Origin of the sequence: Pseudoalteromonas sp. SG43-3 (genome assembly GCF_014164385.1) — a bacterium.
GTDB lineage: Bacteria > Pseudomonadota > Gammaproteobacteria > Enterobacterales > Alteromonadaceae > Pseudoalteromonas > Pseudoalteromonas distincta.
Window position 1 is genome coordinate 39,503 of record NZ_JACJFC010000023.1, and the last position, 22,839, is coordinate 62,341.

Sequence of the window (22,839 nt, forward strand, 5' to 3'; positions counted from 1 at the left end):
TATGTACAACCCCCTTAAATTTACCAATTCAGCCTTACGTTGTCTTTTTAACTCTCAGCTAGGCCTTGTAAAAACTCTAAACTTAACTTTTCTTGTGCATTAGTCTGATACGGCAACTGCTGTAAACTGTCGTACGAGAAATCGTTTATATCAAAATGGCTTATTTCACTATTCCCAAAGCTGTTACGCTCACCTGGGCTTGGCGACATTCTTTCTATTACAAAGTCACTTAAGCGCATATCGGTAACGCCCTTAGGTAATACTGACCAATGAGCTTTTAAGTCTACGGTTTGGCTCCCTTGTGTTAAGCGTTCCTTAGATACCAAATGAGCAAGTGGTGTATCACCACTATATAAATTCGCCCTAACACGATACAAACCACTTTTTATCACCGTTAAATTAGCTGGCATAACCATGTTTTCATTTTGAGCATAAGCAATTTCAAAACCTGTTAAAGTAGCACTTGGCGGCATATATTGAATTTGCGCAACTACGGGTACTTTTTTGCCGTCAACATCGCCCTGTACATACACTTGCAAACTACGAGGGTAATCTTCATCTTCTTTAAATGTAATAATTGCCTCACCGTCACGCGCATTGCCCGTATGGGTATTTAATACTTCCTTTGTATCAGTGTTTGCAAGTTCAACGACCACTTTTCCAAGCCCTTGAGCGCTTATCTTTATTGTTATTTCTTCTGGGTATACAAAACGATATTGTTTGAGACTTACCGTTAAAGCATCGCCGCTTTCACCTATGGGGCTCGACACAGGATAAAATTGATTTGGCTTTAATCGATCTTCATCTAAAGGACTTAAAGGTTGGGAATAAGGAGGAAACTTAAGTGCACTTTCGTATTGCATCACCACTTGCTGCGCTGCTTTTGTTAGGTCTTCATTAAACGCAATTTGCTTTTTTGATTGTGGTTTTTTAGCTTTAGGCACATCTATAGGGATCACTTTTACAGGCGATAAGTCAGGTGCGTTCGCGCTGTGTTTAATCTGTGGTTTTATTGGCTCAGCAACTTTATGAGCATAATTTTTACCAGTAAACCATAGCGAGAATAAAATAGTGCTAATAATTAAAGCAACGACATAAAATTTTTTCATTTTTATATTTCAATCTTTTATAAGGCGTATAGTTTTTAATACCAATCTGCTTATATATGGGTCTATTTAACGTCAAGAAAATTACGCTAGAACTAGGCAAAAATTTTTGTATCTAATTGTTCTCGGCAATTGCTCCCTGCATTGCTCTACCTCCTGCATCCATGCAGTCGTAAATAAAAAATTTTTAACGACGTTATAGTGGAATTTAATTCGTTAAATTGATCAAAGATTTATGCAGATTGGTATAACTACACGCCTTCTATGTTATGGAATCACATTATAAATAAGTGCTGATGCACTTAAATTATTTGAATCCCTAATATAACGATATTGTTTTTTCCAAAACCAACTACCTGTAGTTTTATCAAACGTATTAAACCCTACGTTATTACCTTCAACATTTACGTTATTCATGGCTATTGTGACATTACCTTTACGCTGCGCGTTATGTATTTCGTTATGGCTATAACTGTCACTCATCATCATTGGATAATGATTTGGCATAAAGCTACTAACAGCATCACCTTGCGATTTTAAATGGCCATCTGTATCAATACTGCTGCTACAACTTCCAAACGAGCCAGCCGAACTTGCACCACATGAAGAGTGCGATGCTACAACCGAATCATCATTACCTTTTAAAAATCCACCTGTTAAACCTAAATACGCATTACCATCTGCCACAAAGCGTAATCTAGGTGTACGTGCATCAGGAAATGGCGATATTTTACGGGCATTATTCACTTTTAAATCGTGTAATACACCAACAGCTTCGGTTACATCGCTCCCTAGCCACCATTTGAGTGCTGCATCGACCGCAAAGTTCCATGATGCGCCAGTTAAAGCACTAACGGCTACATCTGCAAGCTCACTTCCACCACCCGCGCCTGCTAAATCAAACGTCGCAACAATATTAAGCGGCTGTAAGCCTGCGTTTTCTAACCAGTTTTCTTGGTTATCAATAATATGGCGTGCAACTAAGTCGCCTGTTGAATGTGTTACAAATACACAGCCATCACTGCATAAATTAGAGCGTGAAATTTGCTTTAACTTTGGCCACACCCAATCGGTAGCAATTTTACCTTCAATTCGCTCATAAGCAGGCCAATCAATTCGCTCATCTGCACGATTATTCCAGTACGATTGCCAATATGTTTCACCGTCATTAATTACATCACTACCCGACTTATTGGTTATTTGCGAAGTTTGTAACCCGTGAATTAATATAATTTTGTAGTCTTTACTCGCAGCAGAAAAGCTCATTAGCATAGCAAGCCCAGCACCAATTAGGTGACTTGGTTTAATTAATGTGTGTGTGCGCTTAGTGTTGTTCATACAATTCCTTAATGTTATGTACGTAATATTTTATTATCATTTAAGGTATTCATACTAGGGCTTGTCAGCCTTGGCGTTCACCAGTATTAGGAACAAAGAACAAAAATGCAACAACTTATTATCATTTATAGGGGTGAAGAAACTTATTACCTATTATTTAATGGGTTAAAAAAGAATAGTTGTTAAATTTAAAATTATCAGGGGTGTTTCGAGAGTAATATTGAGGGGGTAGGTTGAGCGGGTACCGGTAAAGGTGCCCGCTTTAGAATAAGGACGTAACTAATCTAGCCGTTAGCTTTAAGTTCACTGGTAAATTGCCCAATCGCATTTACAACTTCTTGTGCGCCTTGCTGAATTTCCTGCATCACATCACCCGACTCTTTAGATAGTGCTAAACCTTGCTCTGCTTTTTCTTTACCTTTTTCTATTACAGCCACCGTATTTTGGGTTTGTGATTGGTTACGCTGTACTACTTCTACTATTTCTTCTGTTGCTTTTGATGTACGAGATGCAAGCAGTCGAACCTCGTCTGCAACCACAGCAAAGCCTCGACCTTGCTCGCCAGCTCTAGCCGCTTCAATTGCGGCATTTAATGCTAACAAATTGGTTTGCTCTGCAATACTACTAATACTTTGTACAATACTCGATATTTGTTGCGACTGCTGATCAAGCGCTGAAATTTCACTTGCCGCTTGCTCCATGTTAATAGCCAGCTCGGTCATTACTGCAACCGTATCTTGTATAACGCTCGCGCCTTGCTCTGCTTTTTTATCCGTTTGGGTTGAGGTGCTATAAGCAATTTCGGCAGCCTTAGATATCGCAATTTCTTGATTTACTTGCTCTGTAATAACTGTTGCAAACTTCATTACTTTATAAAGCTCATTCGCGTCATTTGAGATTGGGTTATATGACGCTTCTAACCATACAACATTGCCGTATTTATCAACACGCTTAAAGCGCTCCGCTATAAACTGTCCTTCTCTTAATTTAGCCCAAAACTGTTGATACTCTTGGGAATTATACTCTGAAGCTTCACAAAATGTGCGATGGTGTTTTCCTATTAATTCACTTTCTTGATAACCCATTGCTGATAAAAACTGCTCATTTGCTTTTAAAACATGGCCTTCTAAATCAAATTCAATTACTGCCATAGAGCGATATATCGCTTTGATAGTGTCGCTTTGCTCGCGGGAAGCCGTAATTGTTTTTGTAAGCACACTCCCGAATATAGAAAAATAGAGCAACTGATCTTGCTCCCCTTTTACAGGATGTACTATTAAACGTAACCATTCAGCTTTACCATCACCGCGCGCAATTTGTAATGCACCGCCCCAATGTCCTTCTTTTTTTATAGCTTGCTGTAGGCTTTTAAATTCTGAAGATTGACGAGATGACTCAGTAATAAAATCATCAAAAGAGTTATTAGTAAGATCGTCTTCGTTGTAGCCTAAGTTTTCTAAAAACCTATCATTGGCGTGCGAAATACGCCCATCATAAAGAATATTAACAACTAACATCTCTCGGTAAAGCCCTTCCCACACTTGTTGTAACGGATAGAGTTCTGCTTTTAAAGAGGCTATTTCATTTTGCTTATTTTTAGAAAAAAACATTAATATCCTTAATTGGGCGTGTTGACCTTTGTGGATTGAAATTTGTTCAATCTAGGGGCGATTAAATCACGGCGCGAGGTTTGTAACCTAGTGGGCTCGATAACTGCTCCTGCGTTATTCTAATGGCTTACATCCATGTAAGAATAAGTAAAACCGAGCAAAGCTTCCGCGTCCTGCTCACGCCCCTTACCTACATCCATGTAGGCAACAAAGAGTTAATCGTTCCTAGAAAGAACCCAAAGGGCAGCGTATGTTTGGTATTTATACTACGTTATCGCCTATTTATGGGAAATACCACACTACATAGGCTCTGCCTTGCCTAAAAACCAAACACACTACTGCAAATTCACTCACCAAAGATCAACACGCCCGAATACATTCAATATAAAATTAACTTTAGTATAGAAGACATTTATAATAACGCGATAAATAACAAGCAGTTTGAAGCTAAATTATTAATAAAAAATTCAAATTAAGCTTAAAATTGTAACCTTTCATATAAACCTGATGCTCTTGATACGCTTTTATTCATTGCAAGTTGCAGTACTTTTTTGTCAGCCACCAGCTCAAACTTATTTTTAGCGCGGGTTATTCCCGTATACACTAATTGCCTGTTAATACCCATGCGCGCTTGTTTTAGCGGCGGCAGTACCATAGCGGTGTAACTAAACTCTGAGCCTTGTGATTTATGAATAGTCATTACGTATACTTTATCGTGTGCAGGGAGTCGTGCTGGCGAAAATGCTCGTTGGTTACCTTGCTCATCAATAAATATGGCTTTGAGCTGATTACTTTCATCGGGCATTAAAATACCAATATCGCCGTTAAATAACTTAAGCTGGTAATCGTTTTGGCTCACCATAATGGGCATGCCTGTATAATGATGAGTATTAGGGCTAACTGTTATTAAACCTTGCTGTTGCAATACGCGCTCTATTCGCTGATTTAAGCTATGCACGCCGTAATCGCCCTCTCGTACCGCAGCTAAAAGCTGATAACTAGCAAAAGCAGCATGCACCTGTGCAACATCTGCACCTTGGGCAATTAAGTTAAGGTATTTTGCATAATGACTTGCTGCACTTTTAACAAGCTTTTCAATTGGTTTTGCTACAAAGTCGTAATCTAAAATTACATCGTTAAAACGCCCTTCAGTACTTTCTTGCTCAACGTAATTTAAAATACCGGTGTTATTTGTGTTTACCGCAAGTGCGAGTTGACCAATGCCGCTTTGTGCATCAAATCGATAACTGTGCTGTAAAAAGGCAACGCAATCTGCGAGTTTAAATTCACTCACGCTTTGCGCTACGAGCTTAGGCTCATTATTAAAACATAAGCTATTTAGCTCCTCACAACGTGCTTGCGAGTAGCTTGGCGTTTGCCCAAGTGTTAAACCTTGGCATAAATCGCTCATTACGCTGCCAGTATCTACCGAGGCCAGCTGGTCTTTGTCACCTAGGAGTATTAATCTCGCATGCGCAGGCAGTGCTTCTATTAATTTAGCCATCAGCGATAAATCGACCATACTGGCTTCGTCAATAATCAGCACATCTAAATGCAGCGGATTGCTTTTGTTATGTCTGAATTTATTAGTAAACGGTTTTACGCCCAATAAGCGATGAATCGTTTGAGCGCTTTGCGGTATCAGCGTTTTAATATTATCAGGAATCGTTATGAGCTTATTTTTGGCGCCCAAAATAGACTCACTTAAACGTGCAGCGGCTTTACCTGTCGGTGCCACCAGCTTAATACTAAGCGGCGCGGTTTTATAAAGTGACTGTAAAATAGCCAGTAACTTAGTTACTGTGGTAGTTTTACCGGTACCTGGACCACCCGTTATCACGCTAAAGCCTTTGGTGGCGGCAATCGCACATGCCACTTTTTGCCAATCAGTTTCAATTGCAGAATCTGCAGGAAAATAGGTATTTAAAAGTTCTGCCAATATTTCATTATTAATATTGAGCTTTCGCTCGCTCATGCTTAATAGTCTATCTGCGAGTGTTTGCTCATAACCGGCAAGGCGCGCAAAATAAAGTCGCTCTTTAAACAGTTGCAGTGGTTTATTTTCGCCCACGCTTTCATGGTTTTGTAAATAACTGAGCGCTGTATGTACATTAAAGTCATCACTAAACGGGCTTAGCGTACTGGGTACATTGCCATCTAGTTTATTAAAGTCGCTTTTGCGCAAGTTAAAAGGATTGCTCCAGTCAACCTCATTTAAAGTTAGGCAGCTATGCTGACTTTGCTGCGATAAGCACAGTAATAAAATAATATAAAACAGCTCATTATGTGTTTGCTCAATGTCATTAGCACACAGTAATTCAGCGAGTTTAACATCAACCACACGTAGTCGATTTTGCGCTAATAAATATTCAAGTAACGGGACTTCGATAATAGTATTATTTAACACAATGTCCTCTAATGGGACATCTTGTGCTACATTTTTTGAAGTAAGAGGCTCTACGGCTTCATTATTAAGTGTCTCGTCTATATCGTCAAACAAGCCAGGTTGCTCATTTAAATCGCTCATAGCATGGCTCCTTGGCTAAATAAGCCATCTAAAATAATCACTTGTTCTTCAGTTAGCTTTTTAAAGTACACGCCTTGCCCTGCGGGCATCCCACGTAAAAACGTGTAATACACGCCGCCTAAATGGGTTTCTACCGAGTAATCAGCTATACGTTGTTTTAATAAACGATGCAGCGCTACCGTGTAAATTAAATACTGTAAATGATACTGATGACTGCTCATCGCTTGCTCAAGCATATCGCTCTCGTAATCAGCTGGCGTGCTACCTAAATAATTAGACTTATAATCTAAAATATAATATTTGCCTTGGTAGCAAAATATTAAATCGACAAAGCCTTTTAACAAGCCCTTTACGTGCGAAAATTCAAGCTTACTTTGTGTAAAACCAAAATGTTTAACCAGCATTTCGTTTAGCTTTGGTGCACTTAAGCTCTCAAGGGGTAAATTAAATTCCATTTCGACTAGGCAATCTTTGGGTGTAAGCACACCCAATGAAAGAAGGCTTTTTTCTAAAGAACTGTTATCTAGGGGGCACGCAAGAACATCAAGTACCCACTTTTCAGCCACTTCTCGCCATTGATCACCTATGTGGTACTTTTCAAGGCTGCGCTTAACTACTTCAGATAAGTTTTGCTCGGTATTAGTTGGGTGAACTATTGGGCTAGTAAAATCTATTTGTTCAAATATTTCGTGTAAACAGCTACCAGGCTTTGCCCCTTTAGGAAAACTATAAGGTGATGGTAGTTCGTCCTCTTGCACTGCAAACTCGTCTTTTTCGTGATCTTCATCACTTCGCCCTGGGGCTAATTGGTCGCTGTGCTTTTTAAAGCTCAACGCACTAAAGCTGGTTGCTCGCCAGTTACGTTCAATATTTACTGTTACTTTATTAACACTTAACGTTTGCTGCGCACTTTCACTGTTATTAAAACAAAGTGTTCCCTGCTCTAATAATGTTTGTGAGGCAAATTGCTGATAGCTCATCGCGATGTTAGCGTCGCAAAACTCACTTAAATGCGTGCGCCATGTTTGGCTACTGGCAAGTTCTAGCCCTGCAAATAAAACATGCCCAAGTGCACTACTTTGCATAGCCAAGCGGCTACTTTGTCCTTGCCCTATGTTATAAACACCAAGCGCACAAAAATGTACGGCGCGAGTAAGTGCTACATAAAGCAGGCGTAAATCTTCAGCTAGGCGTTCTTGTTCTGCTTTTTGAAGGGCATCTTCGTCTTTACTTAAATCGTAAACTAGCTTGCCATTATTATGATAAAGCGCTTCTTTTGTTTCGCGATAGCCACTGGCAAACGGCATAAATACCAAAGGGTATTCAAGCCCTTTTGAGGCATGCATAGTGACAATTTTAACTAAGTTGGCGTCACTTTCTAGGCGTACCTGTACTGTTTCACCGTCTTGTTGGCTTACCTTTTGTGCAAACCATCGCAGTAAACGCAGCGTGCCTTCAAGCTCTATTTGTTTTTGCTGAAGTATTTCGCCCAAGTGCCTAAAGTCCGTCAGCCAACGCTCAACGTTATATCCTAACCCTTGCCATTTAGCGCTAAGCTGGTTATGGCTCATTAAGCGCTCAAGCATGGCCATAGCGCCTTGCTTGTTCCAAATGTGGCTAAGTTGTGCAAAAAAGTTTAAGTAGTCTTGCCATTTATTTTCATCATCAGCGAGTGCATGTATTTCGTTATAACTTAAACAAAATAGCGGACCCGCTAAAACACCGCGCAGCAATGACTCATCATATTGTCCATGCAGCGCTGTTAAAAAGTTAAGTAGGTGATGGCTAAGCTCTTGGCTAAAAACGCTCTCGCGCGATAAATACACACTGGAAATTTTGGCATCACCTAGCGCTTTTTTCATTATTTGCGCTTCAACACGGTCGCGCACTAATATACAAATATCGGCAGCGCTTACAGGGGTACTGCCAATACACGCATCCCCTTGTTTTGCTTTTTCAAGCAGGGTCACTATTTTATTAGCAAAGTGAGTGGCTAAATGCGCTTGCCCTATACCTTTATTGGTTGGTTTGTTTTTTTCGTCTGCGGCTTCATCCACAAATACATTAAATTCGAATGCGGTCGCGGGTTTGCCATCAATTAAAAAAGAGTCTTCCGCTTTTTTACCTTTAGCAGCTACTGCGTTAAAGGGGATGGCGTCGTTATAAATAAAGCTGTTAGCGTGTTTGCCAAATAAACTATTAACGCTATTGACTATATCGGTGCTCGAGCGAAAGTTAGTACCCAGCGTAAATTGCTGATCAGTCTGTACAGCTTCTTTTGCGCCAATATAGGTAAAAATATCTGCGCCCCTAAAGCCATAAATAGCCTGTTTGGGGTCGCCTATCATGGCAAGCGTGGTATTTTGTTGCCCATAAATTTTACTAAAAATACCGTACTGAATCGGATCGGTATCTTGGAATTCATCAATCATGGCAACCGGGAACAACTGCGCAATTTTTTGCGCTAGTACGTCGCCTTGCTCGTTATTAAGCGCACTATGTAAATTGGTCAATAAGTCATCTGGGGTGATAACGCTTTGCTCTTGTTTACGCTTAACTATTGCGGCTTTTACCCAGCGTGCTGCATGTTGTACAACCGCTATTTTGAGCCCTTGGTTTATGGTGTTGTTAAGGGCGGCAAGCTCGTCAAACTGACTCAGTAATGGATGCACAAATAATGGCTGATTTTTTTTATAATTGCTCACATCGCTTAAGTTTTCTGTACTCCACACTTCAAACGAATACTTGCTAGTGCCAAATTCAAAAAACAAATCGCCGCCTAAACAAAATGCTTCAAGCGCACCAAGGCTGCCTTTTCGTGCTGGCGTTTTAGACCCGCTTAAACCCGAGCTTTTAATAGCACCGATAAACTCTTGCTCTAACACCGCTTTTTTAAATGCAGGCACACGGGTTATATACTCGTCACGGGCTTTCCACACATCGTCTAAATTTATTTGTGGCGTAATGTGCGCATTAGCTTTGTTTAAAATACTCGCCACTTGAGCGAATAAAGACTCTGGTGCGGCAAATACATCTAAAATAGCATCGGTGCGTTCTTTATTAAGTGGGTATACAAACGCACGCCAAAAATCTTTAATAGTTTCAAGTAATATGTCGCGCTCATCTAAAATAAATTCGAGATTAAACGCCACACCCGACTCAAACGCATGTTGTTTTAGCATCCGCTGACAAAAGCCATGAATAGTAAAAATAGCGGCTTCGTCCATTGATTTAGCAGCTGCATCGAGCAAATCAAACGCGCGGTGCTTATCATCAATTTTGGCAATTACGCCTTCAATAAGTTCGTCGTTTGGGTCTTGCCCAAGCAATGCGTCGCGCGCAGCAATAATTCGGCTACGTACGCGGTCTTTAATTTCTTGAGTGGCAGCGTCGGTAAAGGTTACAACCAAAATTTGCTCAACACTCAGCGGCGTATTTAACTCACCTTCTATTTGCATGCCTAGTAAGTAACGTAAATACAGCCCCGTAATTGTATAAGTTTTACCAGTACCCGCACTGGCTTCTATTAAACTTTGACCAATGAGCGGCATAGTAAGAGGATTAAGCGCTTGCATGGTCACTCTCCTTTGCGTGTTCAAATAAAGGCGTGAGCAATTTATCACTCCATTTTATAAATTCTTCTTGGCAGTCATTTAGCGATTGCACCGTTAAGCGAATATACGGGTTTTCGCCCTCGCCTCGCCCTATGTATTGCGGGCTAAATTTGCTCATTGCTTTTGTTATATCGCCGCCGCTTTTAACGTATTCATAACCACTTACCGGAAAAAATGGCACAGGCTCTGCGCGCAGCGCTTTGTATAATTCAAACCAATCAAGTAACAATGCATCGGCATCAGCTTTATTAATTGGCGCAAAGGTAATTTGCTTATCGAGTCCAAGTAACAATGTTTCTACTTGTTGATCCATACTTTGCGCTGCGAGGTGATAAATAAAGCCTTTAATTAAATCTTTCGCTTTAATACTCGCACTGCGGTAAAACACTTGTTTTTGCAAATACACATGATTGAGCCAGCCCTCTATTTTAGTGCCTTCAATGGTAAGCAAAACTTCTATTGGCTCACTTTTCCCGCCTTTAATGTGCTCTTTTACTTGCCCTGCAAGCGCGTCAACTCGGTGCTCCATACTCTCAAATATGAGACTGCCTACATTGGCTTGAGGTAACTCACCCCGCTGCAGTATTTGCTCGGTACTTAGGGGTTGCTCGTTTATGTTTGCTTCGAGTATTTCATCAAGGTAAAAATAACGGCGCAGTGCATCTAAACTAAATGGCTCTTCGTCTTTTGCTACTTCGTTAAATTGTGGTAGGCGTAAGCCCAATGTTTGTTGATAAAAGCTCTCTTGTGCGCTGCACACACTTCTAATAAACACATCAAGATCTAGCTGATCTGGCACAGTCACATCAAGCGCAATAACTGGCTCTGGTTTAATTGACTCACTTGGCAGCCAAATTGGATTGTAACTGTGGTTGCTCAGCACAGTATTTGCTTGCTCATCGGCTAAATAGTAATGGCTATTAAAGGGCTGTAAATGCTGCTGATTAATTAGACATGCGGGCAGCGTTTTTTCACTCTTTTCGCTTAATACAAAACTACGCCCAATATATTCTAACAGCTCGCTTACAAGGGTTGATGGCATGCGCGGTTGGTTATCAAAACACGAGCGACCAATGTAACTCATGTATAAGTTGTCGCGGGCACTCAGTAGCGCTTCTAAAAATAAGTAGCGGTCATCTAATTTACGTGATCGGTCACCTTTTTGCTTTTTAGAATAAGGCACTAAGTCAAAACCAATAGGCTGTACGTTACGCGGGTAGTCAGCATCGTTTAAGCCCAGCATGCATACCACTTTAAATGGTACGGCGCGCATGGGCATAAGCGTACAAAAGTTTACTTGCCCAACCAAAAACCGCTGCCCTACGCCTTTTTCTTGAATGCCTTGTCTAATTAAGTAACTAACAATACGCTGCGAAACCGCTTTACTGTAATCGCCGTTGTCATGGTGTTTTTGTATCTCTTCGAGCACGTTTTGCAATACTAATAAATCCCAGCTGTCGTCGCTTTCGCTTTCACTTTCATATATCGCGTTTAATAGCTCGCTTAAAATATGCGCTTTATTAGTGAGCGTATCGTCGGGCGTTAACTGCTCTTTAAAGCTTTGCAGTACATCAATAAAGTGCACGAGCTTATTGAGTGTATCAAGCGCCATGCCTTCTACTTCATCGGCGCTGTAAATACCGTTAAACGGGCATTGCTCGTCGCGCATGGCAATGCCAAGCAACAAACGGTTGAGCCCATGTTGCCAGGTATTTAAATCGATAGCGGGTAAATCAAAGCTGCTTTTATGCGCTGCGTTTATGCCCCATTTAACCCCTACACGTTCAAGCCAGTATTGAATTTGCTCGTATTCGTGTGCTTCAAGCCCAAACTTTTCGGCTATTTGCGTAACTTGTAATAAATCGAGAATATCCGACACACCAAAGCGCGAAAACGGTAAGTTAGCTAAACTCGCAAATGAGCTAAGGACAGGCTTTTCTTGCTCTATGGCTAAATCGGCCAATGCGTAAGGGATAAAGCGGCTACCTTGTGCTCCACCAAATACGGCTTCAATGTAGGGGCTGTAAGTGCCTACATCGGGCATCATGACAATTATGTCTTTGGGGGTAAGCGTTGGGTTTTGATTAAACAAGTTAAGTAAGTAGTCGTGCAAGCGCTCAACTTCTCTGAGCGGTGTATGGCAATCGCTGAGCGTAATGCTGGTGTCGGTTGCGCTGATTGGTAATTTACCTTCGTCGTTTATAAACCACTCTTTATTATCACTCAGCGATTCACCTTTAAACGCAAGCTGATAAATCTCACTTTGTACTTGCCCTAGTAAGGTGTCGTCAAACACATCAATAAAACCATCAATCCAACGGGCATCTAACTGTACAAGTTGTTCAAAATAGTCGCGACCTAATTTACCCCACGACGATAATAACGGATTACCAATAAAGTAGTACTCTTCATCTGGATTGGTTTGTTTTTTTTGTTGCGCTTCCACCAGCGGCATTTTGGCGTATTTAGCGCTTATTTTAGCTGCTGTTTTTTCATCTATGATATCGCCCCAGTAGTGCTCACTTGGGTTAAAAAAGAATAATATAACCTCTGTTTTTTTACTCAGTGCTTCAAACACCTCAAGCTGGGAGCTGGCAATCGCCGATATACCAAATAAACTAATGCGTTGTGGCAGTAAGCTATTGTCCATGGTCTCAAGTGCTGCAAGTAATTGCCCTTGCATATTAGCGCGATGAAATTGGCTTTGCCCAAGCTCTTGGCTTAGCTTTACAATGCGTCGCCATAAGTCAGGTTGCCATGGGGCAATGGTTACATCTACATCATCAAGCTCATCTTTGCCGCTATCCCATGCGGCTATCCAGTGCGGTCGGTACATTAAATATTGGTCGTACACATCGGCTATTTTTTCGCATAGCGCAAAGGTTTTTTGCCCGTCAATATCGCCCTCTAAATAGGTTTTTAGCGGCAAATAAAGCGGTTCATCAATGCAGGTTGGTAAAATTGCAAACAGTTTCCAAGCAAGGTTGGGCTTATTAAATGCCGACTCTTTAGGGACATTTGGCAGTAATTGCTGATACAACTGCCAAATAAAGCTCGACGGCAGCGGAAAATCTACCTGCGCTGCAACCCCTAAGTTTTCGCTCAAACCTATTTTTAACCACTGCGACATACCCGGCGATTGCACTAGCACCACTTCTTTGTCGAACGGGCTTTGCAATGGGTTTATTTTTAACAGCTGGTGGAACTGCGCTTGCAGGGCTTCCATGCGGTTTGATTGAATAATATTTAGCATATAACACTGACCTTGCTTGAGATAAAACCAGTGTAAGATATTTTCAATATTAGGGGTAGCTCAAACAGGTAATTGATATTAATAAATCAGAGAGTTAGCAAGTAATTTAAACGCACAGCATTAATTTTGATCACTGTGCGTTTTTGTTTATAGAGTAATGTTATTTATAAGGGCTAATACTTGATAAACTAAAGTCACTTTGCATTATTACTTGGCCATCAATGCCTTTTAATTTAAGTGAAATAGTGGGATCAGTTTGCTGCCAGTCTATGCTTAAATCACCGTAATTTACGCTATGAGTAAAATTCCCTACTCGGTGTTTGTTAGGGCTTACGTCTTTCCATTTTTCAGTTAAGCCAGAGCTGGTCATCTCAATCAATGGGTAATCAAGGTTTTGCTGATACTTTGATATTTCACCCCAGTGCGTATCGCCGCTGATGATCACGACCCCATTTACTTTATGCTTTTTAATCAATGCAAATAAACGGTTTCTATCTTCAGGAAAGTTTGCCCATGACTCCCAACCTGTAAAATCGGGTAAAAGCTGTAAGCTTGAGGCAATCAATTTAATTGCAGCAGGCTTTTTAAGCTCTTGTTCAAGCCATTGCCACTGGGCTTCACCTAGCATTGATGCGCCCTTCACTTCACTAGGACTATACGGGCCTTGGTTATTTAACTTACGTTTAGTGTAGTATTCAAGCTCACCTACATGGTTTAACGCATCACGGTTCCAACGTAAATCAGGCATTATTACTTGTATGGTTTGCTCATTTTCACCATACATGTACGAGGTATAAATTCCATCAGAGCGAGTGCGACGCGCTGAATTTGCAGGCTCACCCCAAAAATTAAGCATAATTTGGCGTGATTGCTCTTTATGCGGATACTCTTTACCTGCATCGTTTTGGCCATAATCGTGGTCATCCCACATAGCAATAATAGGCGTTTGCGCTTTTAACGTTTTAAAACCAGGCTTTGCCCCTAAACGTTGGTACTTATCGGCAAGTACATCCATATCGTTGGTATCGCCGTAGATATTGTCACCCAAAAATATAAACAAATCGCCTTTCTCTTTGTTAATTGCATTAAATATGGGTATCTTTTTATCTTGATGCCCACACGAACCAAATAGAATTTTAGATGGCGCGGCAGTAACACCTGTACTAATAACCAAACTCAACACCAAGGCAAATAGGGTTAATGGTTTTAATAGGTTCTTCATTTTAAAATCTCGCTAATAGCAGGCGCCATATTTGAATTTATTTCATTTGGGTTCTGCCCAAGCGCCTTTAAAACGGTCGCCGCTATTTGCGCTTGTTTAAGCTCATTTTTAGTTTTAATTAAGCCACTACCTTTTATTGCGGGGCCAATGGCCGCAAGCCAAATATGTTCAGAGCCGACAATTCCTTCTGGGTAGGTATTTTCACCTAACTCTAGCTCAGCAAGTGTACGTTTAGAGCTGTGATGTTGCCAATCGTTGGCATTATTGCCACGGCCGTGATCAGTAGTAATAATTAGTGTGGTGTTATTTTTATAACCCGCTGTAGTTTGAATGGTTGCCCATAAGTCTTTTATAAACGCGTCACTTTGCCTTGCCGATTTAAGGTATTGATCGTAATGACCATCATGCGCAAAGTCATCAGTTTCGCCTAAACTTATCACTAACAACTTAGGCTTTTTAGCCAACATATACGCTTTAGCAAAGCGATATGTAAAACTGTCTAGTCGTACGTTATACCAAGGACTGGGGATTTCGTTTTGTAGCGCATTTAACAGTGGCGCATCTGTGAATAAATTCTCTTCAATTGACATAAAACCTGCATTTACATACACGTTACTGCGCTTAGTATTTACAATGTATGGGAATACATCCCAACTACCAAATAAGGCTATGCTATCTTTAAACTCAGGTAACTTATCTAAACGCTCTAAAATAGTTTTATTTGGGTTGAGCACTTTGTTATTACTATTTATATTTTCGTCAACTTCACCGGTGAGTATTTCGTTATAACCAGGGTATGAAAAATACCACGGGTTACTTACCGACATAGTAGAGCCGTTAGCTCTATCGCCAATTATAATCCCTTTTTTAGCCACTACTTGCGTTAAAAAAGGCATTAGTAATTGCTGGCGCTCATTTGCTGTTTTTGCCCAAAATTGCGTATTTAATTGCTCTGGCTTTTTAACAAAATCAGTATTATTAATTAAGCTATTATCAGCCCCATAAAATACTTCTTGCCAGCGTACTCCATCAAGCGTTACCAGCACTACATTTTGCGCTGCTGTTGCAAAGTTACTCGCTAATACACTTAAGCTAAATAGTGTTACTTTTATAATTGTTTTCATCGCGTTTTGCGCCCTTTCATATAATAAAGCCCATCAGTGATGGGCTTTATTTTAATTCAATTACTAAAACTTAATTAAAAGTCAGCGGTAAATGTAACTGCTGCGGTGCGTGGCGCGCCAATGTAATAAGTAGCGCCGTTACCAGTACCACCTGCTAAGTAGCTTTTGTCAGTAACGTTATAAACAACAAACGATACGTCAATGGCTTTAAACGGACCTGCATCTACGTCAGTTGAATAACCTGCATTAAAATCAAGTACGGTGTAGCCGTCTACTTTATTACGCGTGCGAGTGTCTTCGTCTTGCCATGCACCTAAGCGCTCACCAGTGTATTTAGCCGATAAACCAACACGAAAGCCATCGCTAAAGTAATCGGTAGATACCACAAATAAATCTTCTGATGAATCTATTATGCTGTCGCCTTTTCTAAAGCTCGGTGCTACCTCATTACCACTTTCATCTCTTAATATTACACCCTGTGAATCGTATGCATTTGGATCATCGGATGAATACTCAGAACTGCTATTAGTATACGACGAGTACACGCTCCAGCTTGGTGTTAACATATAGCTTGCTGCAAGCTCAAGCCCATTTGAGTCAATACCCCCTACATTTACGTACGAGCCATTTGTACCAATGGTGTAATCAATGCCGTCTGTGCCACTACCAGGGGCAATAAAGGTAATGCGGTTATCAAACTTAACACTGTAAGCCGTTGCTGTAAGGGTTAATCTGTCGGCTTGGTAACGTACACCAAAGTCGATGTTGTCGGCAGTTTCTGGCTCTATGTTTGTAAGTGTTGAGCTATCTCGCTCAAGCACACCGTCTTTTATTGCTGAAAAATTCTCGCTGTAACTAGCAAATAATTCTGTGCTGTTATTTAGTTGATACAATACGCCACCGCTAAATAACACGTCTGAGTTGCTATCTACTTTATCTGATCTTTCGTTAGCAAAGTGGTCATACTTTTGTAATTCAACTAAATACTGTTTTGCACCAATATTTAATGTTAAGTCACCAAAATTAATCGAGTCTTGTAAGTACCATTTGAATGTATCGGTATCAAAAGTGTTTTTGTATTGTGTCCAGTAAGGCGTGCTATCAAAGTGATGATAAATACGCGCGTCAATTACTTTGTGCCAATCACGCGATTCATCACGTTCGCTTTGCTCATACCAAAAGCCCGCTTCGATATCGTGATTACCAAATGTAGCTTGGTAATTTGCCGTTACACCTAAACGATCTTTGTTGTAATGCGTATGGCGGTAAGACATAACCGGCGTTGCTGTTGCATCGTAACACGCAGGATTTAAACCAGGACCCGACTCCCATGGCCAGCTCAAACTTTGCGTACAATCGGCATCTGGTGCAAGCGGGTTGCCTTCACTATCAGCAAAACCATAAGAGCCTGCATTAGTGCCCCCCTCGGTTGTTGGGTCACCATTTTCATCAACAGGCGTTGTTAAATAAGGTGGGATCCAATCGCCGCGACCTGAATTTTTATGATAATAAGGGCTAACAGTTAATAATGAAGTTGGCGAAATCGCGTATTCAAATTTTAAATAGCCTAAGGTATTTTCACGAAGCGTTCCCCAACCTTCTGCAAACATTTGGTCAAAATGCGGAACTCCTGTCCAATTCCATGTTAGCTGATCCCAATCGGGTGTTTGTTCAAACTGCTCAAGGCTTACGCTGTTATAGTTTGTCTCGCTTACATCATCGTAAGATAAACGACCAGTAAGTGTTAAATCGTCAAAATTAGATACAAACTTAAGCTCAGCGTGTTGGTTGTCTTTGCCCCCATTACTGCCTGAACCAATCCAGCGGCTTGTATCTGTTTGCGAGTAACTTACGTACGCTTGTGTGTTATTAAAAACAGTGCCTGTTTCGTGTTTAATATAATAACGCGTGGCATCGTGGCTGCCTGATGTATAAGCAAAGGTAGTGCCTTTTTCAAGGCTTGGGTCTTTACTTACAAAGTTAAATGTCCCGCCTAGTGCTTCAAGTGAAGCCGACTTAATATCAGACGTACCTTGACCTACTTCTACTGTTGCTAAATTTTCGCTCTCCAAGTAACGGTTAGCTTTAGCACCACCGCCGTAATTAGAGCCACCATTGGGAATGCCATCAACGGTCATACCTAATTGTTGTTGGTTTCCATCAATACTAAAACCACGCATAGTGATTGTAGTAGACCAATCGTCGCCACCAAATGCATCACCTTCGTTTATGCTAATCCCTGGTAAATTATCAATAACCGATAATATGCTCGATACCGAACTTTGTTGCTCAAGCATTGCAGGCTCAATAACATTGTTAGCGTAGCTCGTTGGTTTAGCAACCACGGTTACTTCTTCTATGGTGTTGTCGTTAGCATAAGTAGATGTTGATACCGCCATAGCAATAGCCATGCTCAATAGCGATTTGTTTTTTAAAGCGTACATTGTTGTCCCGTTTAGTTTTAATTATGAAATATGAAAACGAGCACAGTATGGATTTTAAACATGACAACGAGGATGAACTTTATTTACATAAAGGTTAAACAAATATGGAAGATTTATGGCGGGAATATGTACAAAAAAAGACACTCAAAGATTTAACTTTGGGTGCCTTAATAACTAAATATAATATTTAGCTGTTACTTCAATTCAGCTAGCATTTCATCGCTGTAAGGTACTAACTCTTCACCGTTTGCAATTTTGCTAATGTAATCTGGGTTTGCGATAAGTGGGCGACCAATAGCGATTAAATCAAACTTAGCATCGTTAATTGCCTCTTTTGCTGACTCAAAAGTATAGCTGCCTACGCCTACTAATGTACCTTTGTAGCCTGCACGTAAAAATTCAGACGTCGTTTTACCTTCAAGCGATTCAAACGTTGTACTGTCGTCAAAAATACCGCCGTGTAAGTATGCTAAATCTCTCTTCTCAAGCTCTGGTAATAAGTAATCGAATACCGCTTTATCACGGCTATCTTCGCTCATATTAAAATAAGCACCCGGTGTAACACGTAAAGCAGTACGCTCATTACCTACAGCGGCGATAACTGCATCGGTTACTTCTAGTGCAAAACGCGACATATTTTCAGGCGTTTGACCGTATTCGTCGCTGCGTGTATTTGCAGCGTAATGTAAAAACTGGTCAATCAAATACCCGTTAGCACCGTGAATTTCTACCCCGTCAAAACCCGCTTCAATCGCATTTTCTGCCGCTTTTGCGTAATCAGCTACTAGGCCCTTAATGTCATCTATAGTCGCTGCTTTTGGTGTGATATATGTAAGCTCACGCATACGAGGCACAGAGCCTTCAACGCCAATTGCCGATGGTGCCAGTACATCGCCATCAAAAAAGTGAGGATGTGCAACACGGCCAACATGCCAAAGCTGTGCAAACATTTTGCCGCCATTAGCGTGCACTGCGTCTGTTACTTTTTTCCAACCTTGAATTTGCTCACTGGTAAATAAACCCGGTGTATTTGGGTAACCTTGCGCATCTGGACGAATAATAGTTGCTTCGCTAATAATTAAACCGGTTTCGGCACGGCGAGCATAATATTCAACCATATCTTGTGTTGGCACTAAGTTATCGTCAGCCATACAACGCGTTAATGGCGCCATAAGTAGGCGGTTTTTAAGCTCAATCGTATTATTTAGTTTAAACGGAGCAAGTAAATCAGTAGTCATTTTTCAATCCTTCATTAAGTATATGCTTACTACAATGTGGCCTTTTTACAAACATTCAAGCTTATTTTGAATGATCGCTCAAATTAGTTGTGACTTATACTGCTCAATATACAAATTAGATCTGCATTGCTGAAATTAAATAGCAACTTTTCAACACTCTGTCATTTAACTCGATATACTTGTGTGCATATAATTGAGATATAGTAATTAAGAGTGAGCTAATTATGACAACGCCAAATTTAAGCGAAGAACAAGCAGTAATTTTAGGGCTTGGGGCAAAAAAACGCCTAGCCTATATGTTCGAAACCGTACAACAATTTAAACAAGTATGGATTTTAAACGACGATGATGGCTGCGTTATGCTTGCCAACGAAGATGACGACTGCGTACCAGTTTGGCCAACTCGCGAATTTGCAGAGGCATGGGCAACTGGCGAATGGGCTGGCTGCAGCGCTAAAGCAATTCCACTTGCTGATTGGTTTAGTCGCTGGACACCAGGCCTTGAAGAGGATGATTTACTTATTGCTGCCTTTCCTACTGAGGAAGACGACGGCACGATATTGTTTTCAGACGAGTTTGAAAAACAATTAAGAGCACCGAAGAAAAAATATTAAGGTTCAAAGCCTAAATACTCAGAGTTATTAATTTATAAACGCGGCACTTAATTTAGTGCCGCGTTTTTATTGGCAATTTCTAAAATCCAAATAAGCCTGCGTAATAGCATCTGGGTTTTCTACTTGCGGATAATGCCCAAGCTCTACAAACTCTTGTACGCGCGCATTGGGAATAAGCTTTTTATAATGTTCAATCATGTGCTTACCAGAGATAGGATCTTCTGCGCCTGCTATAAACGTAAGTGGTATATTGCTGTTTATGATGGCACCAACCCAACGTTCTCGGTTTTGCTGCCTCTGCTTTATATAACTAATGAGTTTAGGCATAACGGCTAAACCATCTTTATAAATTAGCAACTCCCAAAGTGTGTCTACCACTTGTTTTGAAGGCGGTGTACTTTTACTAAAAATAGTCACTAAATTATTGGCAAATTTTTGTTTATTCATTAATTTTGGCACTATCCAACCTAGCTTTGAAAGTAAAAGCTTTTGTATAAATAATGGTTTATGCACCTCAGGAAATAACCCACCATTTAAAAAACACACGCTGTTTATTTTAAAGTCACTTTGTCTAACCACTTGCCTTGCTAATAACTCTTGAGCCACTGTATCGCCATAGTCATGAGCTACAATATGTACGTCATTAATATTTAACGTTTTTAAAAATTGGGTATATAAGTCGGCTTGTTCGGTAATTTTATAAGTAGCGTTTATTGGTTTATCTGACAAACCAAAACCTAGCATATCGAGCGTAATTACGAAATAATGTTCACTAAGCGTTTGCCACATACCTTCCCAATCCCAGCTAGCACTTGGAAAGCCATGTATTAAAAGCAGCGCAGGCTTAGTTATATCACCAGCTATTTTTGTAAATATTTGATGGCCAGAAATATGAGTGAATTGGCCCTGCGATTGCCACTGTTGAAGAGAAAACATATTAGCTTTATTTTTATTATCTATTTGTTAGTTTTATCATAGTGGTAATTAATAAAGGAAATAAAACCAATGTATAAATTTGCATTGGCTTATTAAACGTTATTTTAAAATTTAATAGTGTAATCTACATAAACTCGGTGGTCGGCTCTGTCGCCTTTAACACCATCAACGCTGCCTGATTTTTCGGTTGTATAATCTACAAATAACCAGCGCAAACTTAAGCCTTTTATTTTCTCAACTTTATAGCGCGTATCTACAGCCCAATATTTTTCATCAGCTGTGCCAGCTAACTTACCCAGCGCAGAGTTTTCAGCATCGCTACCGCTTGTGTAGTAAAACTTTGTTGTTAAACCTGGCGATACTGCTTTTAAATCAATGCCAAAACGTGCCTGCCACGTTGCCTCGTTTTGATTTGTTAAATCGGCACCAATCAATGAGCGAGTTGGAAATGGGTTTGTACCATGATCGCCACTAAAGTTATCTTCAATCCAAGCATCACTTACCTTAGTAAATGCCGCACCTACACTCCAAATATCTTTTTTCCAATCAGCATCTAAGTAATAGGCAAATCCATCGTTTTCACTTTTAGTTAAACCTGTTAAAGCATCAGGTGCATCCTCATCATCTAAATCACCGCCCTCTGCACCTGTCACAAATAAATCGCCATCATCTTGTGAGGTAAATATACCAGTTGAAAGGGTTAACTTACTTTGCTCAAGTTTAATGTCGTAACTGATTGTTAATCCCATTTTATTTAGATAATTGTGGGAATTTAAATATTCAGCCTCTAATGTTATGTCGTCTTTTTTATGCGTAGCACCTACGCCCCAAATTACGCTAATGGCGCCAGGTGCCGATTGATCGGTAGAAAAGTCTTCCCATCTTTCATCATGTCGACGACTCCATTTATCGTATACGTAACCATATAATTTAGTGTTGCCAATTTTGTAATCGCCAAAAACGCCTCTAAAAGTATTAGGAATAGCACGGCTGCCTGAGCTTTTTAAAAGCATGCTTTTGGTTTTTTGCCCACCTACTTTAACGTGACCGTTTTTGCCCAATTTAAAATCTAAAAAATATTGACCAAATTTAGAAAAGCTATCGTCTACTCCACCACTCTCATTACCTGCTGGTAAAATATTACCTGCGGCTGAACCTGTAGAGTTAATATTCATTACGGTGTAAGTCGATACACCCACACTCAATAAATCATTTATATAACCCGATGTGTAATTGAGCTCTATACCTTGAGCAAAAGTTGAATCGTCACTTGCGTCGTTATCGTAGTCACGGTCGAAATAAATTGATCTAAGTTTTATATTAAATTCATCTTGTTCTGTCAGCCCATTAACAGCAGCATACGAAGGAATAGAAATGCATGTTAATACTGCGCCTGTTGCCGCAAGTAATTTAGATACTCGGTGAGCCATAGTTATCTCCGTTACCTTGTTTTTTAAGTTTTTACTGTGCAGCACATAGGGATGTGTATGCTTTTTGACCTACACGGCAAACATGTCATAAGGTAATTACATTTCAAGTAATTACCTTTCTTTCATGCTAATAAATATAGAACAATATAAATTTATAATGTTTTAATTTTTATATTATAAAATAGTAAGAGTTTGTTTTATTACGGATGAATTGTAAAAACTGGTAAAGATTACCTCTTACTCACTCGTATCTAAGTCGCTAATTTTATTTAAAAAATCATAATATTAATTTAATTTTACTTGATTTAAACTTACCTAAGTAAAGTTATGAGCAGCTGATTTCTTCTAAAAATCAATAGGCACAAAAACCAGCGCCTTTCGCT

At 40.2% G+C, this 22,839-nt stretch carries 13 protein-coding genes; 1 reads left to right on the top strand and 12 read right to left on the bottom strand.

The genetic code is table 11. From position 1 onward, the window contains the following. Window positions 1-47: 47 nt before the first annotated feature. The 10 genes from H5157_RS17680 to H5157_RS17725 all read right to left on the bottom strand — a co-directional run bounded on the left by H5157_RS17680 (window position 48) and on the right by H5157_RS17725 (window position 19,476). Window positions 48-1,109: a hypothetical protein gene (locus H5157_RS17680; protein ID WP_182725176.1), complete on the bottom strand. Its 1,062-nt coding sequence runs from the start codon at window positions 1,107-1,109 to the stop codon at window positions 48-50. Between the two features lie 264 nt (window positions 1,110-1,373). Then, window positions 1,374-2,444 carry a hypothetical protein gene (locus tag H5157_RS17685; protein ID WP_182671759.1) on the bottom strand — a complete coding sequence of 357 codons (1,071 nt, stop codon included), beginning with the start codon at window positions 2,442-2,444 and terminating at the stop codon, window positions 1,374-1,376. 284 nt (window positions 2,445-2,728) lie between these two features. Beyond that, window positions 2,729-4,054 (bottom strand): PAS domain-containing methyl-accepting chemotaxis protein, encoded by a 1,326-nt coding sequence (locus tag H5157_RS17690; protein ID WP_182725177.1) that lies wholly within the window; start codon window positions 4,052-4,054, stop codon window positions 2,729-2,731. Between the two features lie 478 nt (window positions 4,055-4,532). After that, window positions 4,533-6,581 (bottom strand): exodeoxyribonuclease V subunit alpha, encoded by a 2,049-nt coding sequence (recD, locus tag H5157_RS17695; RefSeq protein ID WP_182721290.1) that lies wholly within the window; start codon window positions 6,579-6,581, stop codon window positions 4,533-4,535. Beyond that, window positions 6,578-10,156 carry an exodeoxyribonuclease V subunit beta gene (gene recB / locus H5157_RS17700; RefSeq protein ID WP_182725178.1) on the bottom strand — a complete coding sequence of 1,193 codons (3,579 nt, stop codon included), beginning with the start codon at window positions 10,154-10,156 and terminating at the stop codon, window positions 6,578-6,580. Before recB ends, recD begins: the two co-directional genes overlap by 4 nt. Continuing rightward, on the bottom strand, window positions 10,143-13,448 hold the full coding sequence (recC, locus tag H5157_RS17705) for an exodeoxyribonuclease V subunit gamma (RefSeq protein WP_182725179.1): 3,306 nt from the start codon (window positions 13,446-13,448) through the stop codon (window positions 10,143-10,145). The genes recB and recC overlap by 14 nt, the downstream gene beginning before the upstream one ends. A gap of 160 nt (window positions 13,449-13,608) precedes the next feature. Next, on the bottom strand, window positions 13,609-14,670 hold the full coding sequence (locus H5157_RS17710; protein ID WP_182725180.1) for an alkaline phosphatase D family protein: 1,062 nt from the start codon (window positions 14,668-14,670) through the stop codon (window positions 13,609-13,611). Next, window positions 14,667-15,794, bottom strand: a complete 1,128-nt coding sequence (locus H5157_RS17715; RefSeq protein WP_182725181.1) for an alkaline phosphatase family protein — start codon at window positions 15,792-15,794, stop codon at window positions 14,667-14,669. The genes H5157_RS17710 and H5157_RS17715 overlap by 4 nt, the downstream gene beginning before the upstream one ends. A 74-nt stretch (window positions 15,795-15,868) precedes the next feature. Continuing rightward, a complete protein-coding gene (locus H5157_RS17720; RefSeq protein WP_182725182.1) occupies window positions 15,869-18,238 on the bottom strand; it encodes a TonB-dependent receptor domain-containing protein in 2,370 nt (789 codons plus the stop codon). Window positions 18,239-18,432: 194 nt separating this feature from the next. After that, window positions 18,433-19,476: an alkene reductase gene (locus H5157_RS17725; RefSeq protein WP_182725183.1), complete on the bottom strand. Its 1,044-nt coding sequence runs from the start codon at window positions 19,474-19,476 to the stop codon at window positions 18,433-18,435. A gap of 224 nt (window positions 19,477-19,700) precedes the next feature. Between H5157_RS17725 and H5157_RS17730 the strand changes: the two genes are divergently transcribed. Then, entirely contained in the window at window positions 19,701-20,090 is a 390-nt protein-coding gene (locus H5157_RS17730) for a DUF2750 domain-containing protein (RefSeq protein WP_024595957.1), read from the top strand. A 66-nt stretch (window positions 20,091-20,156) separates the two neighbouring features. Here the strand turns inward: H5157_RS17730 and H5157_RS17735 are convergent, their stop codons facing one another. Beyond that, on the bottom strand, window positions 20,157-21,026 hold the full coding sequence (locus H5157_RS17735; RefSeq protein ID WP_182725184.1) for an alpha/beta fold hydrolase: 870 nt from the start codon (window positions 21,024-21,026) through the stop codon (window positions 20,157-20,159). 104 nt (window positions 21,027-21,130) lie between these two features. Then, a complete protein-coding gene (locus H5157_RS17740; protein ID WP_182725185.1) occupies window positions 21,131-22,456 on the bottom strand; it encodes an OprD family outer membrane porin in 1,326 nt (441 codons plus the stop codon). Window positions 22,457-22,839 lie beyond the last annotated feature (383 nt).

Bases quoted from the DNA above. Each gene is read 5' to 3' on its own strand.
- H5157_RS17710 (WP_182725180.1), bottom strand. From the start codon at position 14,670: ATGAAGAACCTATTAAAACCATTAACCCTATTTGCCTTGGTGTTGAGT.
- H5157_RS17725 (WP_182725183.1), bottom strand. From the start codon at position 19,476: ATGACTACTGATTTACTTGCTCCGTTTAAACTAAATAATACGATTGAG.
- H5157_RS17680 (WP_182725176.1), bottom strand. From the start codon at position 1,109: ATGAAAAAATTTTATGTCGTTGCTTTAATTATTAGCACTATTTTATTC.
- H5157_RS17720 (WP_182725182.1), bottom strand. From the start codon at position 18,238: ATGTACGCTTTAAAAAACAAATCGCTATTGAGCATGGCTATTGCTATG.
- recD (WP_182721290.1), bottom strand. From the start codon at position 6,581: ATGAGCGATTTAAATGAGCAACCTGGCTTGTTTGACGATATAGACGAG.
- H5157_RS17740 (WP_182725185.1), bottom strand. From the start codon at position 22,456: ATGGCTCACCGAGTATCTAAATTACTTGCGGCAACAGGCGCAGTATTA.
- recB (WP_182725178.1), bottom strand. From the start codon at position 10,156: ATGCAAGCGCTTAATCCTCTTACTATGCCGCTCATTGGTCAAAGTTTA.
- H5157_RS17730 (WP_024595957.1), top strand. From the start codon at position 19,701: ATGACAACGCCAAATTTAAGCGAAGAACAAGCAGTAATTTTAGGGCTT.
- H5157_RS17685 (WP_182671759.1), bottom strand. From the start codon at position 2,444: ATGAACAACACTAAGCGCACACACACATTAATTAAACCAAGTCACCTA.
- H5157_RS17735 (WP_182725184.1), bottom strand. From the start codon at position 21,026: ATGTTTTCTCTTCAACAGTGGCAATCGCAGGGCCAATTCACTCATATT.
- H5157_RS17715 (WP_182725181.1), bottom strand. From the start codon at position 15,794: ATGAAAACAATTATAAAAGTAACACTATTTAGCTTAAGTGTATTAGCG.
- recC (WP_182725179.1), bottom strand. From the start codon at position 13,448: ATGCTAAATATTATTCAATCAAACCGCATGGAAGCCCTGCAAGCGCAG.
- H5157_RS17690 (WP_182725177.1), bottom strand. From the start codon at position 4,054: ATGTTTTTTTCTAAAAATAAGCAAAATGAAATAGCCTCTTTAAAAGCA.